The sequence below is a fragment of the Nocardioides dongkuii genome, assembly GCF_014127485.1.
Classification (GTDB): domain Bacteria; phylum Actinomycetota; class Actinomycetes; order Propionibacteriales; family Nocardioidaceae; genus Nocardioides; species Nocardioides dongkuii.
Genome location: NZ_CP059903.1, coordinates 3,317,076 through 3,335,677, shown reverse-complemented (window position 1 = coordinate 3,335,677; position 18,602 = coordinate 3,317,076). Strand labels below are relative to the sequence as shown.

At 74.5% G+C, this 18,602-nt stretch carries 15 protein-coding genes; 5 read left to right on the top strand and 10 right to left on the bottom strand.

What is annotated here, in order from left to right:
- Nucleotides 1-43: 43 nt before the first annotated feature.
- Complete coding sequence (locus H4O22_RS16095; RefSeq protein ID WP_182524351.1) at nucleotides 44-1,576, top strand: LVIVD repeat-containing protein; 1,533 nt, start codon at nucleotides 44-46, stop codon at nucleotides 1,574-1,576.
- Between the two features lie 9 nt (nucleotides 1,577-1,585).
- On the top strand, nucleotides 1,586-2,776 hold the full coding sequence (locus H4O22_RS16090; RefSeq protein ID WP_182524350.1) for a SpoIID/LytB domain-containing protein: 1,191 nt from the start codon (nucleotides 1,586-1,588) through the stop codon (nucleotides 2,774-2,776).
- On the opposite strand, the gene H4O22_RS16085 is transcribed toward H4O22_RS16090, so the two are convergent.
- From H4O22_RS16085 to H4O22_RS16050, 8 genes are read right to left on the bottom strand one after another with little or no spacing between them, the layout of a single operon-like run.
- Nucleotides 2,773-3,924: a benzoate/H(+) symporter BenE family transporter gene (locus H4O22_RS16085; RefSeq protein WP_244962999.1), complete on the bottom strand. Its 1,152-nt coding sequence runs from the start codon at nucleotides 3,922-3,924 to the stop codon at nucleotides 2,773-2,775. The two genes, H4O22_RS16090 and H4O22_RS16085, sit on opposite strands and share 4 nt — an antisense overlap.
- 20 nt (nucleotides 3,925-3,944) lie before the next feature.
- Nucleotides 3,945-7,343: a pyruvate carboxylase gene (locus H4O22_RS16080; RefSeq protein WP_182524349.1), complete on the bottom strand. Its 3,399-nt coding sequence runs from the start codon at nucleotides 7,341-7,343 to the stop codon at nucleotides 3,945-3,947.
- A 28-nt stretch (nucleotides 7,344-7,371) separates the two neighbouring features.
- Complete coding sequence (locus tag H4O22_RS16075; RefSeq protein WP_220451188.1) at nucleotides 7,372-8,856, bottom strand: PH domain-containing protein; 1,485 nt, start codon at nucleotides 8,854-8,856, stop codon at nucleotides 7,372-7,374.
- A complete protein-coding gene (locus tag H4O22_RS16070) occupies nucleotides 8,853-9,329 on the bottom strand; it encodes a PH domain-containing protein (protein ID WP_182524348.1) in 477 nt (158 codons plus the stop codon). Before H4O22_RS16070 ends, H4O22_RS16075 begins: the two co-directional genes overlap by 4 nt.
- Before the next feature lie 16 nt (nucleotides 9,330-9,345).
- Nucleotides 9,346-10,524, bottom strand: coding sequence for a hypothetical protein (locus H4O22_RS16065; RefSeq protein WP_182524347.1), 1,179 nt, complete (start codon nucleotides 10,522-10,524; stop codon nucleotides 9,346-9,348).
- Nucleotides 10,515-11,180 carry a hypothetical protein gene (locus tag H4O22_RS16060; protein WP_182524346.1) on the bottom strand — a complete coding sequence of 222 codons (666 nt, stop codon included), beginning with the start codon at nucleotides 11,178-11,180 and terminating at the stop codon, nucleotides 10,515-10,517. Before H4O22_RS16060 ends, H4O22_RS16065 begins: the two co-directional genes overlap by 10 nt.
- Nucleotides 11,177-12,355, bottom strand: coding sequence for a hypothetical protein (locus tag H4O22_RS16055; RefSeq protein ID WP_182524345.1), 1,179 nt, complete (start codon nucleotides 12,353-12,355; stop codon nucleotides 11,177-11,179). The genes H4O22_RS16060 and H4O22_RS16055 overlap by 4 nt, the downstream gene beginning before the upstream one ends.
- Nucleotides 12,352-14,142, bottom strand: coding sequence for an acetyl/propionyl/methylcrotonyl-CoA carboxylase subunit alpha (locus tag H4O22_RS16050; RefSeq protein ID WP_182524344.1), 1,791 nt, complete (start codon nucleotides 14,140-14,142; stop codon nucleotides 12,352-12,354). The genes H4O22_RS16055 and H4O22_RS16050 overlap by 4 nt, the downstream gene beginning before the upstream one ends.
- Before the next feature lie 133 nt (nucleotides 14,143-14,275).
- On the opposite strand from H4O22_RS16050, the gene H4O22_RS16045 reads away from it, so the two are divergent.
- From H4O22_RS16045 to H4O22_RS16035, 3 genes are read left to right on the top strand one after another with little or no spacing between them, the layout of a single operon-like run.
- The gene (locus H4O22_RS16045; RefSeq protein ID WP_182524343.1) at nucleotides 14,276-15,475 is read left to right on the top strand and encodes an acyl-CoA dehydrogenase family protein; all 1,200 of its coding nucleotides are present in this window, start codon (nucleotides 14,276-14,278) and stop codon (nucleotides 15,473-15,475) included.
- 39 nt (nucleotides 15,476-15,514) lie between these two features.
- Nucleotides 15,515-16,759: a glucose-1-phosphate adenylyltransferase family protein gene (locus H4O22_RS16040; protein ID WP_182524342.1), complete on the top strand. Its 1,245-nt coding sequence runs from the start codon at nucleotides 15,515-15,517 to the stop codon at nucleotides 16,757-16,759.
- A gap of 37 nt (nucleotides 16,760-16,796) precedes the next feature.
- Nucleotides 16,797-17,333 carry a GtrA family protein gene (locus H4O22_RS16035; protein ID WP_182524341.1) on the top strand — a complete coding sequence of 179 codons (537 nt, stop codon included), beginning with the start codon at nucleotides 16,797-16,799 and terminating at the stop codon, nucleotides 17,331-17,333.
- Here H4O22_RS16035 and H4O22_RS16030 read toward each other — a convergent pair.
- Together H4O22_RS16030 and H4O22_RS16025 are read right to left on the bottom strand one after the other, a co-directional pair.
- On the bottom strand, nucleotides 17,242-17,877 hold the full coding sequence (locus H4O22_RS16030) for a Maf family protein (protein ID WP_182524340.1): 636 nt from the start codon (nucleotides 17,875-17,877) through the stop codon (nucleotides 17,242-17,244). The genes H4O22_RS16035 and H4O22_RS16030 overlap by 92 nt on opposite strands.
- A gap of 9 nt (nucleotides 17,878-17,886) precedes the next feature.
- Nucleotides 17,887-18,588, bottom strand: a complete 702-nt coding sequence (locus tag H4O22_RS16025) for an Ig-like domain-containing protein (protein WP_182524339.1) — start codon at nucleotides 18,586-18,588, stop codon at nucleotides 17,887-17,889.
- Nucleotides 18,589-18,602: the final 14 nt, after the last annotated feature.

The following is an 18,602-nucleotide window of genomic DNA, read 5'->3' as shown; positions in this document are numbered from 1 at the left end:
CGACTGTGGCGCAGGCCTCACCCGGACCACTAGGTTGAGCGTCGTGACCACGTCGACGCGCACCCGCGCACTCCTCGCCGCCGCGACCGCCGCCCTCACCGTCGGGCTGGGCGTCGCGCTGCTCCCGGGCGTGGCGTCCGGTGAGCGCACGACCACCGGGCCAGGCCCCTGCACCCCCGCCGAGCGGGCCGCCCTCGAGGCCGCCGGGGACAACTTCCTCGGCCGGTGCCTGCTGCCCGGCCAGGACTGGGCCGAGCTGGAGGGGCTCCGGGCGGCCGCCGCCCCGGGCGACGTCGACCGGTCGCGCAACATCACGCGGGTGGCGCGGAAGCCCCGCACCGGAGCGTTCGCCGCCGACGACGCGTACGGCACCGACCTCGCCTTCCAGGGCCGCTACGCCTACGGCGGCAACTACAACGGGTTCACCGTCTACGACATCCGCAAGCCGGGGAAGCCGAAGCGGGCCGCCCAGGTCGTCTGCCCCGGCGGCCAGAACGACATCTCGGTGCACCGGAACCTGCTGGTCCTCAGCGTGGACTCCAGCCGCAGCGACGCCAGCTGCCGGAGCACCCCGCAGGAGGCGACGAAGAAGTCGTCGTGGGAGGGGCTGCGGGTCTTCGACATCAGCAACCCCCGCCGGCCGCGGTACGTCGCGGCGGTCGAGACCGACTGCGGCTCGCACACCCACACCCTCGCGCCGTCGCGGAACGGGCGGAAGGTGTTCGTCTACGTCTCCTCCTACGGCCCCAGCCAGGACACCCCCGACTGCCGGCCGCCGCACGACCGGATCAGCGTGGTGAAGGTGCCGGTCCGCAGGCCCGCCCGGGCCCGGGTGGTGTCCCGGCCGGTGCTCTTCCCCGACGGCGGCAACCCCGGCTCCGGCGTCCCGATGCTCGGCATCAGCGAGACGAGCGGCTGCCACGACCTCACGGCGTACCCCGCCAAGGACCTGGCCGCGGGCGCCTGCATGGGCGACGGCATCCTCCTCGACATCGCGAAGCGTGCGAAGCCCCGCGTCATCGAGCGGGTCACGGACGACGTCAACTTCGCCTTCTGGCACTCCGCGACCTTCAACAACCGCGGCACCAAGGTGGTCTTCACCGACGAGCTGGGCGGCGGCTCGCTGCCGACCTGCAACCCGCTCGTCGGCAGCACCCGCGGCGCGGACGGGATCTACGACATCGTGGGTCGCGACCTGGAGTTCCGCAGCTACTACAAGATCCCGCGCACCCAGGGGTCCACCGAGAACTGCGTGGCCCACAACGGCTCGCTGATCCCTGTCAAGGGCCGCGACATCATGGTGCAGGCCTGGTACCAGGGCGGCTTCTCGGTCTTCGACTTCACCGACTCGGCGAACCCGCAGGAGATCGCGCACTGGGACCGCGGCGCGATCTCGGAGACCGAGCTGGTGCTCGGCGGGGCGTGGTCGACCTACTGGTACAACGGCCGGATCTACAGCAACGACATCACCCGCGGGCTCGAGGTCTTCCGGATGAAGGACAAGCGGATCGCCAGCGCGATGAAGGTGCGGATGGGTCGCTTCAACGCCCAGTCGCAGCCTTCGTACAACGGCTAGCCTGATCCGATGCGCCGCACCGTCCTGACCGCCCTGCTCTCGGGGGTGCTCGGCCTCGCCCTGGCGACCGCCCCCACGTCGTACGCCGACCCCGCGGCCGCCCGCGCCCAGGACCGGCTGGTCCTCCAGGGGCACGGGTACGGCCACGGCCACGGGATGTCGCAGTGGGGCGCCGAGGGCGCGGCGCGCGAGGGCCGGTCCTACCGCCAGATCCTGCGGTTCTACTACCCGGGCACGCGGTGGGGCCGGGCCCAGGGTGCGGTCAAGGTGCTGATCTCGGGCGACACCACCGACGACCTCAAGGTGCGCCACCGGTCCGGCCTGGTCGCGAAGTCGCTCGGCAACGGGCGGAAGGTGCGCCTGGACCGGGCCCGGCCGCAGGCACGCACCTGGCGGATCACGGCCGCGTCACCGACCCGCAGCAAGGTCTCCTGGCGCGGCGGGAGCGGGGGGTGGCGCACGCTCACCGTGCTCCGCGGGGACGCCCAGCTCCAGGCGCGCGGCCCGATCCGGCTCGTGACGCCCACCGGCACCGTCGCCTACCGCGGCGCGCTCCGCTCGGCGTCCGCGACACCGGGGCGCACCACCCGCGACACGGTCAACGTGCTGCCGCTCGACCAGTACCTCCGCGGCGTCGTCCCGTCCGAGGTGATCGCGTCCTCCTGGCACCCGCAGACGCTGCGCGCCCAGGCCGTCGCCGCCCGCACGTACGCCGCGTACGAGCGCGGCGAGCCGCTCGCCCGGCACTACCAGATCTGCGACACCGCCCAGTGCCAGGTGTACACCGGCGCCGCGCAGGAGTACCCCACCACCGACGAGGCGATCCGGGCGACCCGGGGAGAGGTGCTCGAGAAGGGCGGGAAGCCGGCGTTCACGCAGTTCTCCGCCAGCAACGGCGGCTGGACCGCCGCCGGCTCCTTCGGCTACCTGCCCGCCAAGCAGGACCCGTACGACGGGTGGGCGGGCAACCCGTACCACTCCTGGACGACGACCCTGGACGCCGCGACCATCGAGGCCGCCTGGCCCGCGATCGGCGACTTCACCGGCATCGAGGTGCTCGAGCGGGACGGCAACGGCGACTGGGGCGGCCGGGTCGACCGGGTCCGGGTGTCCGGCACGGACGCCTCGACGACCGTCTCCGGCGACACGTTCCGCTCCTACTTCGGCCTGCGCTCGGACTGGTTCCGCGAGCGCCCCTAGGGCGGATCGAGGTGCGCGGACCGGTCGCGCACCAGCGGCCGGACGACGAGCGCGACCAGCAGTGCCCAGAACGCCGCGCCGACGCCCAGCACGGTGACTCCCGACGCGGCGACCAGGAAGCACACGAGCGCGGCCTCGCGCCCGTCCTCGTCGGCGAGCGCGCCGGCGAGCGCGGCGCCGCAGGTGCCGAGGAGCGCGAGACCGGCCGCGGCCGGGACGACCTGGGCCGGCGCGGCGACGACCAGCGCGGCGAGCGCGGCGGAGCCGAGCGCGAGCACCAGGTAGGTGACCGCAGCGCTCACGGACGCCAGCCAGCGTCGACCGCGGTCGGCCCCCGCCATCGGCCCCGCAGCCATCGCGGCGGTGATCGCCGCGAGGTTGACCGCGTGACCGCCGAGCGGCGCGGCCAGGACGGTGCCGAGGCCGGTGAGCGTCATCGCCGACCGCCACGGCACGGCGTACCCGTAGGTCGACATGACCGCCACGCCGGGCACGTTCTGGGAGGCCATCGTGACGACGTACAGCGGGACGGCGATGCCGACGACTGCGGGAAGGGTCCACGTCGGCGTCGTCCAGGCGAGGGTCGGCACCAGGTCGGCGGCCGCGACCGCGCCGGTCCCGGCGACGTCGAGAACGACGACCGCGAGCGCGACGGCGAGGGCGGCCGGGACCGCCCAGCGGCGGGCGACCACGTGCATCCCCAGCCAGGCCAGGACGACGGGCGCGACCTGGAGCGGCGCCTCGACCAGTCCGGTCACGGGCTCCAGGCAGATCGGCAGCAGCACCCCGGCCAGCATCGCGCGGGCCAGCGACGCCGGGATCCGGGCGACCAGCGCGCCGAGCCACGGGACCAGCCCGGTGAGCACGATCAGCACGCCGGTCAGCACGAAGGCCCCCACCGCCGCCGGCCAGCCGCCCTCGACGCTCCCGGTCGACAGCAGCAGGGCCGCGCCCGGCGTGGACCACGCGAGCGTGAGCGGCGTGCGGTGGCGCAGGCTGAGCCAGAGCATGCCGACCGCCTGCGCCGCGCAGAGCACCAGGAGCCCGGACGAGGCCTGGGCCGGGGTCGCGCCGACCGCGCCCAGCCCGGCGAGCACCACGACGAACGAGCTGCTGAACCCGACGACCGCGAGGACCACGCCCGTCACGACGGGCGTGCTGTTGGCGCTCAGCCGAGCACCAGCACCAGGTCGCCGCCGTCGACCGCCTGGGTGCCCGAGAGCGCGAGCCGCTGCACGGTGCCCTCGACGGGGGCGGTGATCGAGGCCTCCATCTTCATCGCCTCGATGGTGGCGACGGTGTCGCCGGCGGCGACCTTGTCGCCCTCCGCGACCACGATCGTCACGACGCCCTGGAACGGCGCGGCGACGTGGCCCGGCTGGCCGGCCTCCGCCTTCTCGGCGGCCGCGACGTCGGACGAGACGCCCTTGTCGCGCACGCTGACCGGCCGCATCTGGCCGTTGAGCAGCGCCATCACGATGCGGAAGCCGCGCTCGTCGGGCTCGCTGACCGACTGCAGCCCGAGCAGCAGCGTCTTGCCCTCGTCGAGCTCGACCTCGTGCTCCTCGCCGCGCTGGAGCCCGTAGAGGTAGTTCATCGTCGGCAGCACCGAGAGGTCGCCGTACTTCGCGCAGGACTCGGCGTAGCTCGTCGTCGGGCCGGGGAACAGCAGCTCGTTGAGCGTGCGGCGCCGCGCCGGGTTGGCGGTGCCGGGCTCGCCGGCGAGCCCGGCGGCCTGCTCGTCGGTGAGCTCCTCGGCGGGGGGCTTCCAGGTGCGGCCCTCGAGCGCCTTGGTGCGGAACGGCTCGGGCCAGCCGCCCGGGGGGTCCCCGAGCTCGCCGTGGAGGAACCCGACCACGGAGTCGGGGACGTCGAAGTCCTGCGGGTTCTCGGCGAACTCCGCGGGGTCGGCGCCGACGGCCACCAGGTGCAGCGCCAGGTCGCCGATCACCTTCGAGGACGGGGTCACCTTCGGGACCCGGCCGAGGATGTCGTTGGCGGCGGCGTACATGTCCTCGATCTGCTCGAACTTCTCGCCGAGGCCGAGCGCGATCGCCTGCTGGCGCAGGTTGGAGAGCTGGCCGCCGGGGATCTCGTGGCGGTAGACCCGGCCGGTCGGCGAGGCCAGGCCGGACTCGAACGGCGCGTAGACGCGGCGCACGGCCTCCCAGTAGGGCTCGAGCGCGTTGACCGCGGCCAGCGACAGCCCGGTCTCGCGCTCGGCGTGGTCGGTCGCGGAGACCAGGGCCGAGAGCGGCGGCTGCGAGGTGGTGCCGGCCATCGAGGCGGTCGCCGCGTCGACGGCGTCCACCCCGGCCTCGATCGCGGCGGTCAGCGTCGCGAGCTGGCCGCCGGCGGTGTCGTGGGTGTGCAGGTGCACCGGCAGGTCGAACTCCGAGCGCAGCGCGGTGACGAGCCTGCGGGCGGCCGGGGCGCGCAGCAGCCCGGCCATGTCCTTGACCGCGAGCACGTGCGCGCCGGCGTCGACGATCCGCTCGGCGAGGCGCAGGTAGTAGTCGAGGGTGTAGAGCTCCTCGCCCGGGTCGGAGAGGTCGCCGGAGTAGCACAGCGCCACCTCCGCGACCGCGGTGCCGGTGGCCCGCACGGCGTCGATCGCGGGGCGCATCTGCTCGACGTCGTTGAGCGCGTCGAAGATGCGGAACACGTCGAGGCCGCTCGCGGCCGCCTCCTCGACGAAGGCGTCGGTCACCTTCGTCGGGTACGGCGTGTAGCCGACCGTGTTGCGGCCGCGCAGCAGCATCTGCAGGCAGATGTTCGGGACCGCCTGCCGCAGCGCGGCGAGCCGCTCCCAGGGGTCCTCGGCGAGGAAGCGCAGCGCCACGTCGTACGTCGCGCCGCCCCACGCCTCCAGCGACCAGAGCTCGGGCGTGGTGCGGGCGACGTGGGGGGCGACGGCGAGCAGGTCCTTGGTGCGCACGCGGGTGGCGAGCAGCGACTGGTGGGCGTCGCGGAACGTGGTGTCGGTGACCGCGACCCGGTCCTGGGCGCGCAGCCGGCGGGCGAACTCCTCGGGGCCGACCTCCAGCAGCAGCTGGCGGGACCCGGACGGCGCCGGCACCTCGAGGTTGGTCGGCGGCAGCTTGGTCGCGGGGTCCAGGCTGACCGGGGCCGCGCCGTACGGCTGGTTCACCGTGACCTCGGCGAGGTACGTCAGCAGCTTGCTGCCGCGGTCGCCGGACCCGCGCGCCTGGAGCAGCTGCGGGTGGGTCTCGATGAACGCGGTGGTGACGTGGCCCGAGGCGAAGTCGGGGTCGTCGAGCACGGCCTGGAGGAACGGGATGTTCGTGGAGACGCCGCGGATGCGGAACTCCGCGACCGCGCGACGGGCCTTCTCGACGGCCTTGTCGAAGGTGCGGCCCCGGCAGGTGAGCTTGGCCAGCATCGAGTCGAAGTGCGCGGAGACCTCGGCGCCGGTGTAGACGGTGCCGCCGTCGAGGCGGACCCCGCCGCCGCCGGGGGAGCGGTAGGTCGTGATCACGCCGGTGTCGGGGCGGAAGTTGTTGGCCGGGTCCTCGGTGGTGATCCGGCACTGGAGCGCCGCGCCGCGCAGCACGATCGAGTCCTGGGAGAGCCCGAGGTCGGCGAGCGTCTCGCCGCTCGCGATCCGCAGCTGCGACTGCACCAGGTCGACGTCGGTGACTTCCTCGGTCACCGTGTGCTCGACCTGGATGCGGGGGTTCATCTCGATGAAGACGTAGTTGCCCTCGGGGTCGAGCAGGAACTCCACGGTGCCGGCGTTGCGGTAGCCGATCTCGGTGGCGAACCGCACCGCGTCGGCGCACATCCGGTCCCGGATCGCCGGGTCGAGGTTGGGCGCGGGCGCGATCTCCACGACCTTCTGGTGCCGGCGCTGCACCGAGCAGTCCCGCTCGAAGAGGTGGATCACGTTGCCCTCGGCGTCCGCGAGGATCTGCACCTCGATGTGGCGGGGGTCCACGACGGCCTGCTCGATGAAGACCGTCGGGTCGCCGAACGCGGCCTCGCCCTCGCGCATGCAGGTCTCGACCGCCTCGCGCAGGTCCTTCGGGTCGTCGACGCGCCGCATGCCGCGGCCGCCGCCGCCGGCGACGGCCTTGACGAAGAGCGGGTACGGCAGCGCCGATGCCGATTCGACCAGCGCGTCGACGTCGGTGGAGGGCTCGACGCTGGCCAGCGTCGGCACGCCCGCGGCCTTGGCCGCCGCGATCGCGCGGGCCTTGTTGCCGGTCAGCTCCAGGACCGCGGAGGTCGGCCCGACGAAGGTGATGCCGGCGTTCGCGCACGCCTCGGCGAGCGCGGGGTTCTCGGAGAGGAAGCCGTAGCCGGGGTAGACCGCGTCGGCGCCCGCCCGGACGGCGACGGCGACGATCGCCTCGGGGTCGAGGTAGGCCCGCACGGGGTGGCCGCGCTCGCCGATCTCGTAGGCCTCGTCGGCCTTGAGGCGGTGCTCGGACCACCGGTCCTCGTGGGGGAAGACGGCGACCGTGCGGGCCCCGACCTCGTACGCCGCGCGGAACGCCCGGACCGCGATCTCGCCGCGGTTCGCCACCAGCACCTTGTTGAACATGGGCGTCACGCTAGCGGGACGCCCGGCGTTACCGACCGGTCCTGCGGGGCGTCTCACGAGGCGTGCAGGTCTGCGCCAGGAGGAACGGGGCGACCAGCCCGGGCGTCGCGCGGTCGGCCAGCCGCACCGCCTCCGCGAGGGGTACGTCGGGCACCGTGACCGCCTGCCGCCCGCCCGCCGTCGTGGCGACGAGGGTGGTCAGCCCGGCCCGGCGCTGGAACCAGGAGTCGCGGAAGGTCCAGCCGATCACGTGGGAGGTGCCCAGGGCCTCGCGCCGGCGGCCCAGGCTGCCCGAGCGCGCGACCAGGTGGCCGTCGGCGAGTGCGTGGCCCAGCGCGCGCGACCGGTCGGCGGCCAGCAGCGCCGCCGCGGGCAGGGCGAGGGCGCCGGGCGCCAGCAGCCAGGGCGAGCCGCCGGTCGCGACCGCGAGCAGCCCGGCGGCGAGCACCGCCAGCGCCGGGCCGAGCGCGCGGGTCCAGCGCCGGCGTACCGCCTGCGGACCGTGGGGGACGAGCGGGCCGGTGACCGGGGCGTCGGTGCCGAGCACCCGGCCGGCGACCCCGGCGACGACGTCGTGCGGCGCCGGGGGGACCAGCAGGGCGCTGCCCTGCTCGTCGCGGTCGACGCCGGTCACGACGGCGTCCAGCCGGGCCCCGCCGGCGAGCCGGAGCCCGAGCGGCTCCCCGAGGCTCACCCCGGCGACCCGGTCGTCGGCGAGGGTGGTCTCGCGGGTGGTGAGCAGCCCGCGGCGCAGGTGCCAGGCCCGGCGCTCGTGGCGCAGGGTGAGGTCCCAGTTGCTCACCAGGTAGCCGCCGACCGCGAGCGCGGACGTCGCGACCAGCCCGCTCAGGACGAGGGCGGGCACGGCGATCCACACCGAGGCGCGGAGGGCGCTCGCGACGAGGTCGTCGGCGCGCAGCGTCCGGGCCAGCCCGAGGGTGGTCGTCGCCTGGAGGGCCAGCCCCAGGACGCCCGCGCCCAGCGCCAGGCCGGTGCTGGTGAACGGCGCGAGGCGGGCCCACCGCGGGTCGAGGTGCAGCGTGTCGGGCGGCGGCTCGGTGACCTGGTCCGGCACCTCGCGGAGCAGCTCGGCGCGCAGCCGCCGGGCCGCGGCCACCGACAGGCCGTCGAGGACCAGGGCCTCGTCGTCCCCGGTCCCGGTGCCGATCCGCAGCCGGGTGAGGCCCAGCACCCGGTGGGTCAGCGGGGAGGTGAGGTCGACGGTGCGGACCCGGTCGAGCGGCGTGGCGCGCAGGTGCCGGTTGAGCAGCCCGGTGCGCAGCTCGACGCGTCCCTGGCCGACGCGGAAGCGGGTCGTGAGGTAGCGCAGCACGCCGAGCGCGACCGGCACCAGCACCCCGAGGTACTGCCAGGCCTCGCCGGTCGCGGTGCCGGCGACCACGACGGCCGCCATCGCGGGCAGGAACCGGACCACCTCCCGGAGCGGGTGCACCAGCAGCATCCGGCGGTCCAGGCGCTGCCAGGCCTCGGTGGTGGTCACGGTGGTGCTCACGTGGCGTCGCCCTCGACCGCGTCGGCCTTGAGCGTCAGCTCGCGGACCAGGGCACGCGCCCGCTCCGCGTCGAGGCCGGCGATCTCGAGGGCGCCCGCGGCCGAGGCGGTGGTGACCGTGACCGTCGCCAGCCCGAGCAGGCGGGCCAGCGCGCCCTCCACCTGGTCGACGGTCTGGATCCGCGACATCGGCGCGATCCGCCGCTCGCGCACCCACCACCCGGTCTGGGTGTGCACGGCCGTCTCGGTGACCTCCCACCGGTGCACGCGGTAGCGCCACGGCGGCACGACCGCGACGTACGCCGCCAGCGCGACGCCGACCAGGACCCACGCCCACCAGGGCAGGTCCAGCGGGGTGACGGCCTCGAGGAAGGCCAGCACCGCGGCCGCGGCACCGCCCTGGGCCAGGGCCGAGCCCGCCCACAGCCAGCGGGCCCGCGGGCTGACCCGCTCCGACGGCTCGCGCAGGTTCACGAGCCGACCCTAGGCCTCACCGACGCTGGTGCAGCGCGCCGACCAGCCCGGTGCCGAGGGACCCGTAGGCGGTCGAGGCCCAGGGCTCGACGCCGGAGTCGACGTAGAGCACCGCTCGCCGGCCGCGCGGGACCCGCAGGGCGTCGGGGTCCCGGTGCGCCTTCAGGTCGGCGCGGCAGGTCGAGCAGACCGGCACCGTCAGGGTCCGGCCGTGCTGCTCGAGCCGCAGCGGCGCCTTGGTCGGCGCGTCGTGCAGCGGGTTGAGGTAGCACAGCCGCAGCGGCACGAACGGGTGCCCGGAGGTCGCCGCGTCGAGGGCCGCGCGTCCCTGGCGGGCGAGCACGAGCGCCCCGACGGCGTCGAGGATCCCCAGGTCCTGGGACCGGTCCAGCACGCGGGTGGCCGCCTCGTAGTGGTCCAGGGCGGCCTGCCAGGCGCCGGCGTCGTGGTCGGCGTCCAGGTCGGAGCGGTGCACCGCCTCGCCCAGCTCCAGCACCAGGGTGCGGGCCTGCTGCTCGACCCGGTCGGCGTGCGCCTCGCGGAGCTGGTCGACCACGGAGTCGGGGAGCGTGAAGGTGCGCGGCTTGCGCCGGCGTACGACGACCGCCGCGACCAGCAGCACCGCGAGCCCGGCGCCGACGAGGCCGAGGACCGGGGGGCCGTCGTCGGGGGAGGTGGCGGTGCCGCCCGGGTCGGTGGTGGTGGTGAGCGTCGGCTGGACCTCCTCCTCCCACGCCTCCTGGGCGTCGCCGTCGGAGACCAGCCGGGCGACGTCGGCGAGGTAGGCGCCCAGGTCGTCGATGCGCCCCTCGCCGTCGCCGTGCCGGTGCTCGGCCACGGAGCCGGCCTGCCAGGCGTCGACCTCGCTGCCCCAGGCGCGGTCCACGAGGTTCACGTGATCGGGGCCGCCGAAGAACTGCGGGGCGAGGTAGACGCCGTCGGCGCCGAAGTCGTCGTGCAGCTGGGTCAGGAGCTCCGCGGGGTCGCCGCCGAACGCGTCGCCGTCGCGGAGCGGCTGGACCACGACGTAGAGCGGCACCGGCGAGTCGGCGACGGCGTCCTGGATCTCGGCCAGGTCCTCCGCCGCGACCTCGCGGGCCAGCTCGGGCGCGACCCAGACGCCCGTGGTGTCCAGGGCCGTCCAGATCGAGGTGAGCAGCTCGTCGTCCGCTCGCGCCGCGCCGGTCATCGCCATCCGCCCACCATCTGGAACCTCCGTCGCAGCGCCAGCCGCCCCAGGCCGATGAGGACCAGCGTCGCCGGGATCGTCCCGGCCGCGTGCAGCACGCCGGCCGCGACCGCACCGCCCGGCCCGCCCCAGTAGTCCCAGTCGTCCGGCGTCCCGCTCCGGGTCTCGCCCACGGCCGTCAGGATCTCCTCCAGCCGGAGGGCCGGGTCGCCGTGGAAGTCCTCGGGGATCTCGCCCTCCAGCGGGTCCTCCAGCGAGTCGTCCACCAGGCCGTCGCCGGGCCCGCGGTAGACCACGAAGACCGCCTCCTCGTCGACCAGGCGCTCGAGCTGGCCCACGGCGTCCCAGATCCCGCCGTACCCGGCGTGGCTGCTCTTCTCCCACACCGTCAGGTAGACCGGTGTCTCGGAGGCGTCGGCCAGCGCCTCGAGCCGGGTCTCCAGCTCGGGCGGCACCAGGTCGTGGGCGTCGGGGGCGACGTAGACGCGGTCGCCGGCCCGGAGGGCGTCCGCGGCGTGCTGCACCCGGTCGCCGACGGGCGCGAGGTCCGGGGCCCGCAGGTCGGTCCAGAGCTCGTGGACCGCGACGCCGCCGCCGGCCGCGAGGCCGCCGGCGAGCAGCGCGAGCACGGCGTCGCGCAGCCGACCGCCCGGGGGCGTCATCGGGTCCGCTCCGCGAGCCTGCGCCACAGGTCGGGGTCGATCGACCCCAGGCCGGTCTCGGCCCAGACCGAGTCGCCCTTCCAGTACGGCTGCCGGCCGCCGTCGACGCTCAGCGAGTCCGGCTCGCGGCCCGCCGCGACGGCCGCGGCGCAGGCAGCGCAGGCCGGCACCGACACCCCGGAGACCGTCGTGGTCCGCGCGCTGGCGCCGTGGCGGGGGTCGAAGTAGCACCGGACCGGCAGGGGCTCGCCCCGCAGCCGGGCCGTGCCCTGCTCGGCGAGCACCAGCGAGGCGACGACCTCCAGGCGGGAGCGGGACCCGACCAGGTCCTCGGCGGCCTCCAGGCAGCCGTAGACCTCGTCCGGGACCAGCTCGATGCTGCGGTCCACCTCCTCGCGCAGGGCGGACACGGACGCCGGGGCCTGGACCGCGGTCTGGTCGGCCCGAGCGACCCGGGGGCGCGGCTGCTTCTTCTGCTGTCCCTGCTTCTTCGTCTTCGTGTCCTGCTGCTCCTGCGGGCCGGCGGCCAGGGCGGCCCGGGCGCGCAGCAGCCGCCACCCGACCACGACTGCGGTCAGGCCGCAGGTGACGGCGACGACCACGGGGGTCAGCGGCTCGCCCTGGGCGTCCTCGAGCTCGTAGGGGAGCGGCTCCTCGCCGTACGCCGCGATCCAGGGGCCGCTCGTGACCAGGTCCTCGGCCTCGCCCGGCGTCAGCGTCGCGTCCTCCTTGGCCGCGGCGCTCAGCAGGATCGCGGCCTCGCCGGCGGCCGCCAGGAACTCGCCCTCGGGCAGGTCCTCCCTGACGGCGGGGACGGCGTCGTAGCGGGCCAGGCTCAGGTCCGTGGCGTCCAGCGGCACGCCGTACGTCGCGACGGCGGGCTGCCCGTCCGGCGTGCTGACGACGTAGAGCCCGGGCCGGTCGAGGTCGGCGTGGATCAGCCGGAGCAGGTCGTCGCTGGAGTCCCGGGTGGCCAGCTCGACGTTCGGCGTCTGCACGAGCGCGACGTACGCCGGGACCCCCGCGTCGGCCAGGTCGTCGACCAGGGCGACGAGCCCGTCGTGGACCTCCTCGGTCCGCCCGTTGCCCATCGACTCGTGCACGACCACGGGGTCGGCGCGCAGCGCCTCCGCGATCCCGGAGACGGTGTCCGCCTCCGGGGCGCGGTCGGTCACTTGATCTCGCAGATGACCGCTCCGTTGGTGACGGTGGCGCCGGCCTCGGCCTGCAGGCCGGTGACCGTGCCGGCCTTGTGGGCCTTGAGCGGCTGCTCCATCTTCATCGCCTCGATGACGACCACGGTGTCGCCCTCGGCGACCTCCTGGCCCTCCTCGACGACGACCTTGACGACCGTGCCCTGCATCGGGCTGGTCACCGCGTCGCCCGAGGCGGCCGCGCCGGCCGACTTGCCGGCCGTGCGCTTCGGCTTCTTCGCGCTGCCGCCGCCGGCCGCGCCGTTCGCCAGGCCGCCGAGACCCGCGGGGATCACGACGTCCAGCCGCTTGCCGCCGACCTCGACCACGACGGTCTGCCGCTCGCCGGCCTCCTCCGCCTCCGCGGAGTCCCCGGCGTACGGCGCGATCCGGTTGTCGAACTCGGTCTCGATCCACTGCGTGTAGACCTCGAAGGAGCCCTCGCCGGTGGGGGTCGAGGCGCCGACGTACGCCGGGTCGCGGACGACCACCCGGTGGAACGGGATGACCGTCGGCATGCCGTCGACGACGAACTCGTCGAGGGCCCGCCGCGAGCGCTCCAGCGCCTGGGTGCGGTCGCGGCCGGTGACGATCAGCTTGGCGATGAGGGAGTCGAACGAGCCGGGGATGGTCTCGCCGTTCTCGTAGCCGCCGTCGAGCCGGACGCCGGGACCGCCGGGCGGGCTCCACGCGGAGAGGGTGCCGGGCGCGGGCATGAAGTTGCGGCCGCCGTCCTCGGCGTTGATGCGGAACTCGATGGAGTGACCGCGGATCTCCGGGTCGGCGTACCCCAGCTCCTCGCCGGCCGCGATCCGGAACATCTCGCGGACCAGGTCGATGCCGGTGACCTCCTCGGAGACGCAGTGCTCGACCTGGAGGCGGGTGTTGACCTCGAGGAAGGAGATCGTGCCGTCCTGGGCGACCAGGAACTCGCAGGTGCCGGCGCCGTAGTAGCCGGCCTCCCGCAGGATCCGCTTGGAGGACTCGTAGAGCTCGCTGACCTGCTCCTCGCTGAGGAACGGCGCGGGCGCCTCCTCGACCAGCTTCTGGTTGCGGCGCTGCAGCGAGCAGTCGCGGGTGGAGACCACCACGACGTTGCCGTGCTGGTCTGCGAGGCACTGGGTCTCGACGTGGCGGGGCTTGTCGAGGAACTTCTCGACCAGGCACTCGCCGCGGCCGAAGGCGGTGACCGCCTCGCGGACCGCCGACTCGTAGGCGTCCGGGATCTCCTCGAGCGTGCGGGCGACCTTGAGGCCGCGGCCGCCGCCGCCGAAGACCGCCTTGATGGCGACCGGCAGCCCGTTGGCCTTGGCGAACTCGACGACCTCGTCGGCGTCCTTGACCGGGTCCTTGGTGCCGGGGGCGAGCGGCGCGTTCGCCTTGTCGGCGATGTGCTTGGCCTTGGCCTTGTCGCCCAGCGCCTCGATCGCCGCGGGCGGCGGGCCGATCCAGGTCAGCCCGGCGTCGATGACGGCCTGGGCGAACTCGGCGTTCTCGGCGAGGAAGCCGTAGCCGGGGTGCACGGAGTCGGCGCCGGCCTTCTCCGCGACCGCGATGATCTTGGCGATGTCGAGGTAGGACTCGGCCGGGGTCGCGCCCCCGAGCGAGTGCGCCTCGTCGGCGAGCCGGACGAAGAGGGCGTCGCGGTCGGGCTCGGCGTACACCGCCACGCTGCCGATGCCGGCGTCCTTGCAGGCCCGTACGACCCGGACCGCGATCTCACCGCGGTTGGCGATGAGGACCTTCTGCAGGGGCTTGCTCTCCGGCACCTTGTGACACTCCTGATGATCGTGACGCGTGGGATCTCCGCGCGGCAGGGTACCGCCTGACCGCGCGGACGCTACGTCACCCGGATCACATCGGCGGTTAACAGGTGTTAACCACGCGGCTACGATCGGCGGCATGACCACGTCGACGACCTACGAGCTGTCCCGCGAGCACGAGGAGTTCCGCCGGAGCGTGCGCGAGTTCGCCCGCGCCGAGATAGCGCCGCACGCGGCGCAGTGGGACCGCGACCACCACTTCCCGGTCGACGTGGTGCAGCGGATGGGCGCGCTCGGGCTGTTCGGCCTCACCGCCCCCGAGGAGTACGGCGGCGCGGGGGAGGACGGCGACTTCACCAGCCTCTGCGTCGCGATCGAGGAGATCGGCCGGGTCGACCAGTCGATGGGCATCACCCTCGAGGCCGCGGTGGGTCTCGGCATCAACCCGATCCTGACCTTCGGCACCGACGAGCAGCGCCGGACCTGGCTGCCCGACCTGGTCGCGGGCCGCCGGGTCGCGGGCTTCGGCCTCACCGAGCCGGGCGCCGGCTCGGACGCCGGGGCCACGCGCACCAAGGCGGTCCTCGAGGGCGGCGAGTGGGTGGTCGACGGCGCGAAGCAGTTCATCACCAACTCCGGCTCCGAGATCACCAGCGTCGTGGCCGTCACCGCGCGCACCGGCGACCGGCCCGACGGCCGCCCCGAGCTCTCGGCGATCCTGGTCCCGTCGGGCACGCCCGGATTCACCGCCGAGAAGCCGTACGACAAGCTCGGCTGGCACGCCTCCGACACCCACCCGCTCAGCTTCGCGGGGGCGCGGGTCCCCGAGGCCAACCTGCTCGGCGAGCGCGGCCGCGGCTACGCCCAGTTCCTCGCCACGCTCGACGACGGCCGGGTGGCCATCGCCGCGCTCGCGGTCGGCTGCATCCAGGCCTGCCTGGACATGAGCCTGGAGTACGCCGGGGAGCGCCAGACCTTCGGCGGCCCGATCGGCCGCAAGCAGGGCGTCGCCTTCCAGATCGCCGACCTCGAGGTGATGCTGCACGCCAGCCGGCTGCTCACCTACCGCGCCGCCGCGATGAAGGACTCGATGGCCGACGGGCACGGCGCCTCGATGAAGGAGTTCAAGCAGGCCGCCGCGGTCGCCAAGCTCTACGCCACCGAGTCCGCGGTGACCGCGACGCGCATCGCGACCCAGGTCTTCGGCGGCTACGGCTTCATGGAGGAGTACCCCGTCGCCCGGTTCTACCGGGACGCCAAGGTGCTCGAGATCGGCGAGGGCACCTCCGAGGTGCAGCGGATGCTCATCGCCCGCGGGCTCGGCCTGCCCGTCGAGTGAGGGCGCGGCGCTGCTTGGGGTCCATGTGAGACTCGCCCCATGACCCGCGAACGCGTCCTCGCCATCATCCAGGCCGGCGGCGCCGGCGGCCGCATGGACGTGCTGACCCGCGAGCGCGCCAAGCCCGCGCTGCCGTACGCCGGGGTCTTCCAGCTCGTCGACCTGCCGCTGTCCAACCTGGCGCACAGCGGCATCTCCGACGTGTGGCTCTCGGTGCAGTTCCAGGGCGCGAGCCTCGAGGAGCAGGTGGCCAACGGGCGGCCCTGGGACCTGGACCGCAACCACGGCGGGCTGCGGCTGCTGATGCCGCAGGAGGGGACCGGCAGCCTCGACGAGGACGGGTTCGCGAAGGGCAACGCCGACGAGCTCTACCGAATCCGCGACCAGGTCACGGGGCACGCACCCGACGTGCTGGTGGTCGTGAGCGCCGACCACGTCTACCGCTTCGACTTCGCCGACGCGCTCGAGACCCACCGGCGCACCGGCGCCGAGTGCACGGTCGTCACGACGACGGTGCCGGTCGGCGACCAGGCCTCGGACCACGCGGTCGTCGAGGTGGACGGCGAGGGCCGGGTCACCGGGTTCGAGTACAAGCCCGAGGAGCCGGCGAGCGACGTCATCGCCACCGAGATCTTCCTCTACGACCCCCTCGTGCTGGTCGAGGTGCTCCAGGACCTGCACCGCGAGCTCTCCGCCGACCCGGAGGCCGGCGAGGAGCCCGGCGACACCGGGCTGGGCGACTTCGGCGACCACCTGCTGCCGCGGCTGGTCGAGCGCGGCAAGGTCGTGGCCCACGTGCACGACGGCTACTGGCGCGACGTCGGCCAGCCGCACCTCTACCTGCTCGCGCACCAGGAGGTGCTGACCGACGACGTCGGCGTGCTCGGCGTACGGGAGTGGCCGGTGCTGACCCGTCAGCCGCAGCGCCAGCCCGCGCGGGTGCTCGACGGCGCCGAGGTGGTCGACAGCATGCTCAGCCCGGGCTGCCGCGTGGCCGGCACCGTGCGCCGCAGCGTGCTCGGCCCGGGCGTGGTGGTCGAGGCCGGGGCCGAGGTCGTCGACAGCGTGGTCTACGCCGACTGCGTCGTCCGGTCGGGTGCGGTCGTGGCGTGGGCCATCGTGGACGGGGAGTCCACGGTTGAGCGGGACGCCCGCGTCGGCGACCCGGGCGCACCCGCGCTCGACGACCCCGATGCCGTCACCCTCGTCGGCCAGGGCTCCGTCGTGGGCGAGGGCGTGCACCTGGCCCCCGGCAGCCGGCTGGAGCCGGGCACGACCGCCTGAATGCTCTGCCGGGCCGGCGGCGGTTAGCCTTGGCGCCGTGTCCAGCCGGAGCCAGCGCGTCCTCGCCGAAGCGGGTCGGTTCCTCGCCGTCGGCGGACTGGCCACGATGGTCGCGCTGTTCCTGTTCAACCTGATGGTGCACGGCTTCGTCCCGGGCCGCGACGCGCTGCTGGCCGACCAGCCGATCCTCGCCTACGTCCTCGCCAACACCGTGGGCATGGGGATCAGCTACCACGGCAGCCGCAACTGGGCGTTCCGCGACCGGCCGCCGCGGCACGCCGACGGCGGGCTCACGGCGTACGTCGCCATCAACGTGCTGACGATGACGCTGCCGATCGCCTGCCTGATGATCAGCCGCGACGTGCTCGGGCTCGACGACCCGGTCTCCGACAACATCGCCGCCAACGTGATCGGGCTGCTGCTCGGCCTGGGGGCGCGGTTCTACCTGTTCCGCACCTTCGTCTTCCACCGGCCGATCAACCTCAACGACCTGTACCTGCCGGAGGGTGCGGAGCCGGACGCGGCGACCACAGAGCCGTCCAGGAGTGTCCCAGCTCCGCCGTCAGCTCCCTGAGCAGCGGCAGGCTCACCCCGACCACGTTGTGGTGGTCGCCCTCGATGCCGGTCACGAACGCGCCGCCGAGGCCGTCGACGGTGAACGCGCCGGCCACCAGCAGCGGCTCGCCGGTCGCGACGTACGCCGCGATCTCGTCGTCGCTGACGTCGGCGAAGTGGACGGTGGTGGACGCGGTCGCCGAGACGGTGCGGCCGGTCGCGGTGTCGCGCAGGCAGTGGCCGGTGCGCAGCACCCCGCTGCGCCCGCGCATCGCGTGCCAGCGGCGTACCGCCTCCTCGGCGTCCGCGGGCTTCCCCAGCGCCTCGCCGTCCAGCTCGAGCACCGAGTCGCAGCCCAGGACCAGCGCGCCCTCGGGCAGGTCGTCGCGCTGCGCCACCGCGGCGCACTTGAGCTCGGCGAGGCCGCGCGCGAGGTCCGCCGGCGCGAGCCCCTCGAGCTGGGACTCGTCGACGCCGGACACGATCACGACGGGTTCGACGCCCGCGCTGCGGAGCGTCGCGAGGCGGGCGGGGGAGGCGGAGGCCAGGACGAGCGAGGTCACCGGGAGAGGCTAGTGGCGGCGCTTCTGCACGAGGATCCTGGTGCTCCTCACGGATGCTTCGGTGCTGGAGCCGGGGGCCGGCTTGAACCTCACGGTGACCTTGTAGACGCCGACCTTGCGCAGCCGGGGTAGCCGGACCTTGACCGTCTCGTCCTGGTAGTCCCGGCCGACCCGCCACCGGGTGCCCGGACCCTGCAGCCTCAGGGCGACGCGACCGGTGGCGGCGGGGGCGTTCCCCTTGATCCGCACGCTGACCTTGAGCGTCGGGCGGGCGCCCGGGGAGACCACTCTCTTGCTGCTGATCTGGAGGGACGTCGGCTGGCAGAACGACCCGCGGCAGTCGTAGGGGTGGCGGACGACCACCGTCGTCGCGGACTCGGACCCCTGGAACGCGGCGTCACCGACGTACGTCGCGACGTACGTGTGCTCGCCGACGCTCGTCGAGACCGTCGTGGCGGCGCGCCCGTCGGTGAGGACGGCCGTCGCGACGACGTCCTCGCCCTCGCGCACCTCGACCGACCCGGTGGGCACCGACCCGTCCTCGGCCCGCACCTCCATGTCGAGGGTGACCTGCAGCGGCCCGGTCACCCTCGCCGTCAGCGTGGTCGTGGTGGGCACGGCGGCCACGTCGGCTGCCTGCGCGGGCAGCACGGGGGCGACCAGCAGCAGGGACGTCAGGGAGATCACCAGGGCGAGCACGGAGCGGGGCACCGGCACATCGTGCC

Bases quoted from the DNA above. Each gene is read 5' to 3' on its own strand.
- H4O22_RS16060 (WP_182524346.1), bottom strand. From the start codon at position 11,180: ATGACGCCCCCGGGCGGTCGGCTGCGCGACGCCGTGCTCGCGCTGCTC.
- H4O22_RS16045 (WP_182524343.1), top strand. From the start codon at position 14,276: ATGACCACGTCGACGACCTACGAGCTGTCCCGCGAGCACGAGGAGTTC.
- H4O22_RS16080 (WP_182524349.1), bottom strand. From the start codon at position 7,343: ATGTTCAACAAGGTGCTGGTGGCGAACCGCGGCGAGATCGCGGTCCGG.
- H4O22_RS16065 (WP_182524347.1), bottom strand. From the start codon at position 10,524: ATGGCGATGACCGGCGCGGCGCGAGCGGACGACGAGCTGCTCACCTCG.
- H4O22_RS16090 (WP_182524350.1), top strand. From the start codon at position 1,586: ATGCGCCGCACCGTCCTGACCGCCCTGCTCTCGGGGGTGCTCGGCCTC.
- H4O22_RS16040 (WP_182524342.1), top strand. From the start codon at position 15,515: ATGACCCGCGAACGCGTCCTCGCCATCATCCAGGCCGGCGGCGCCGGC.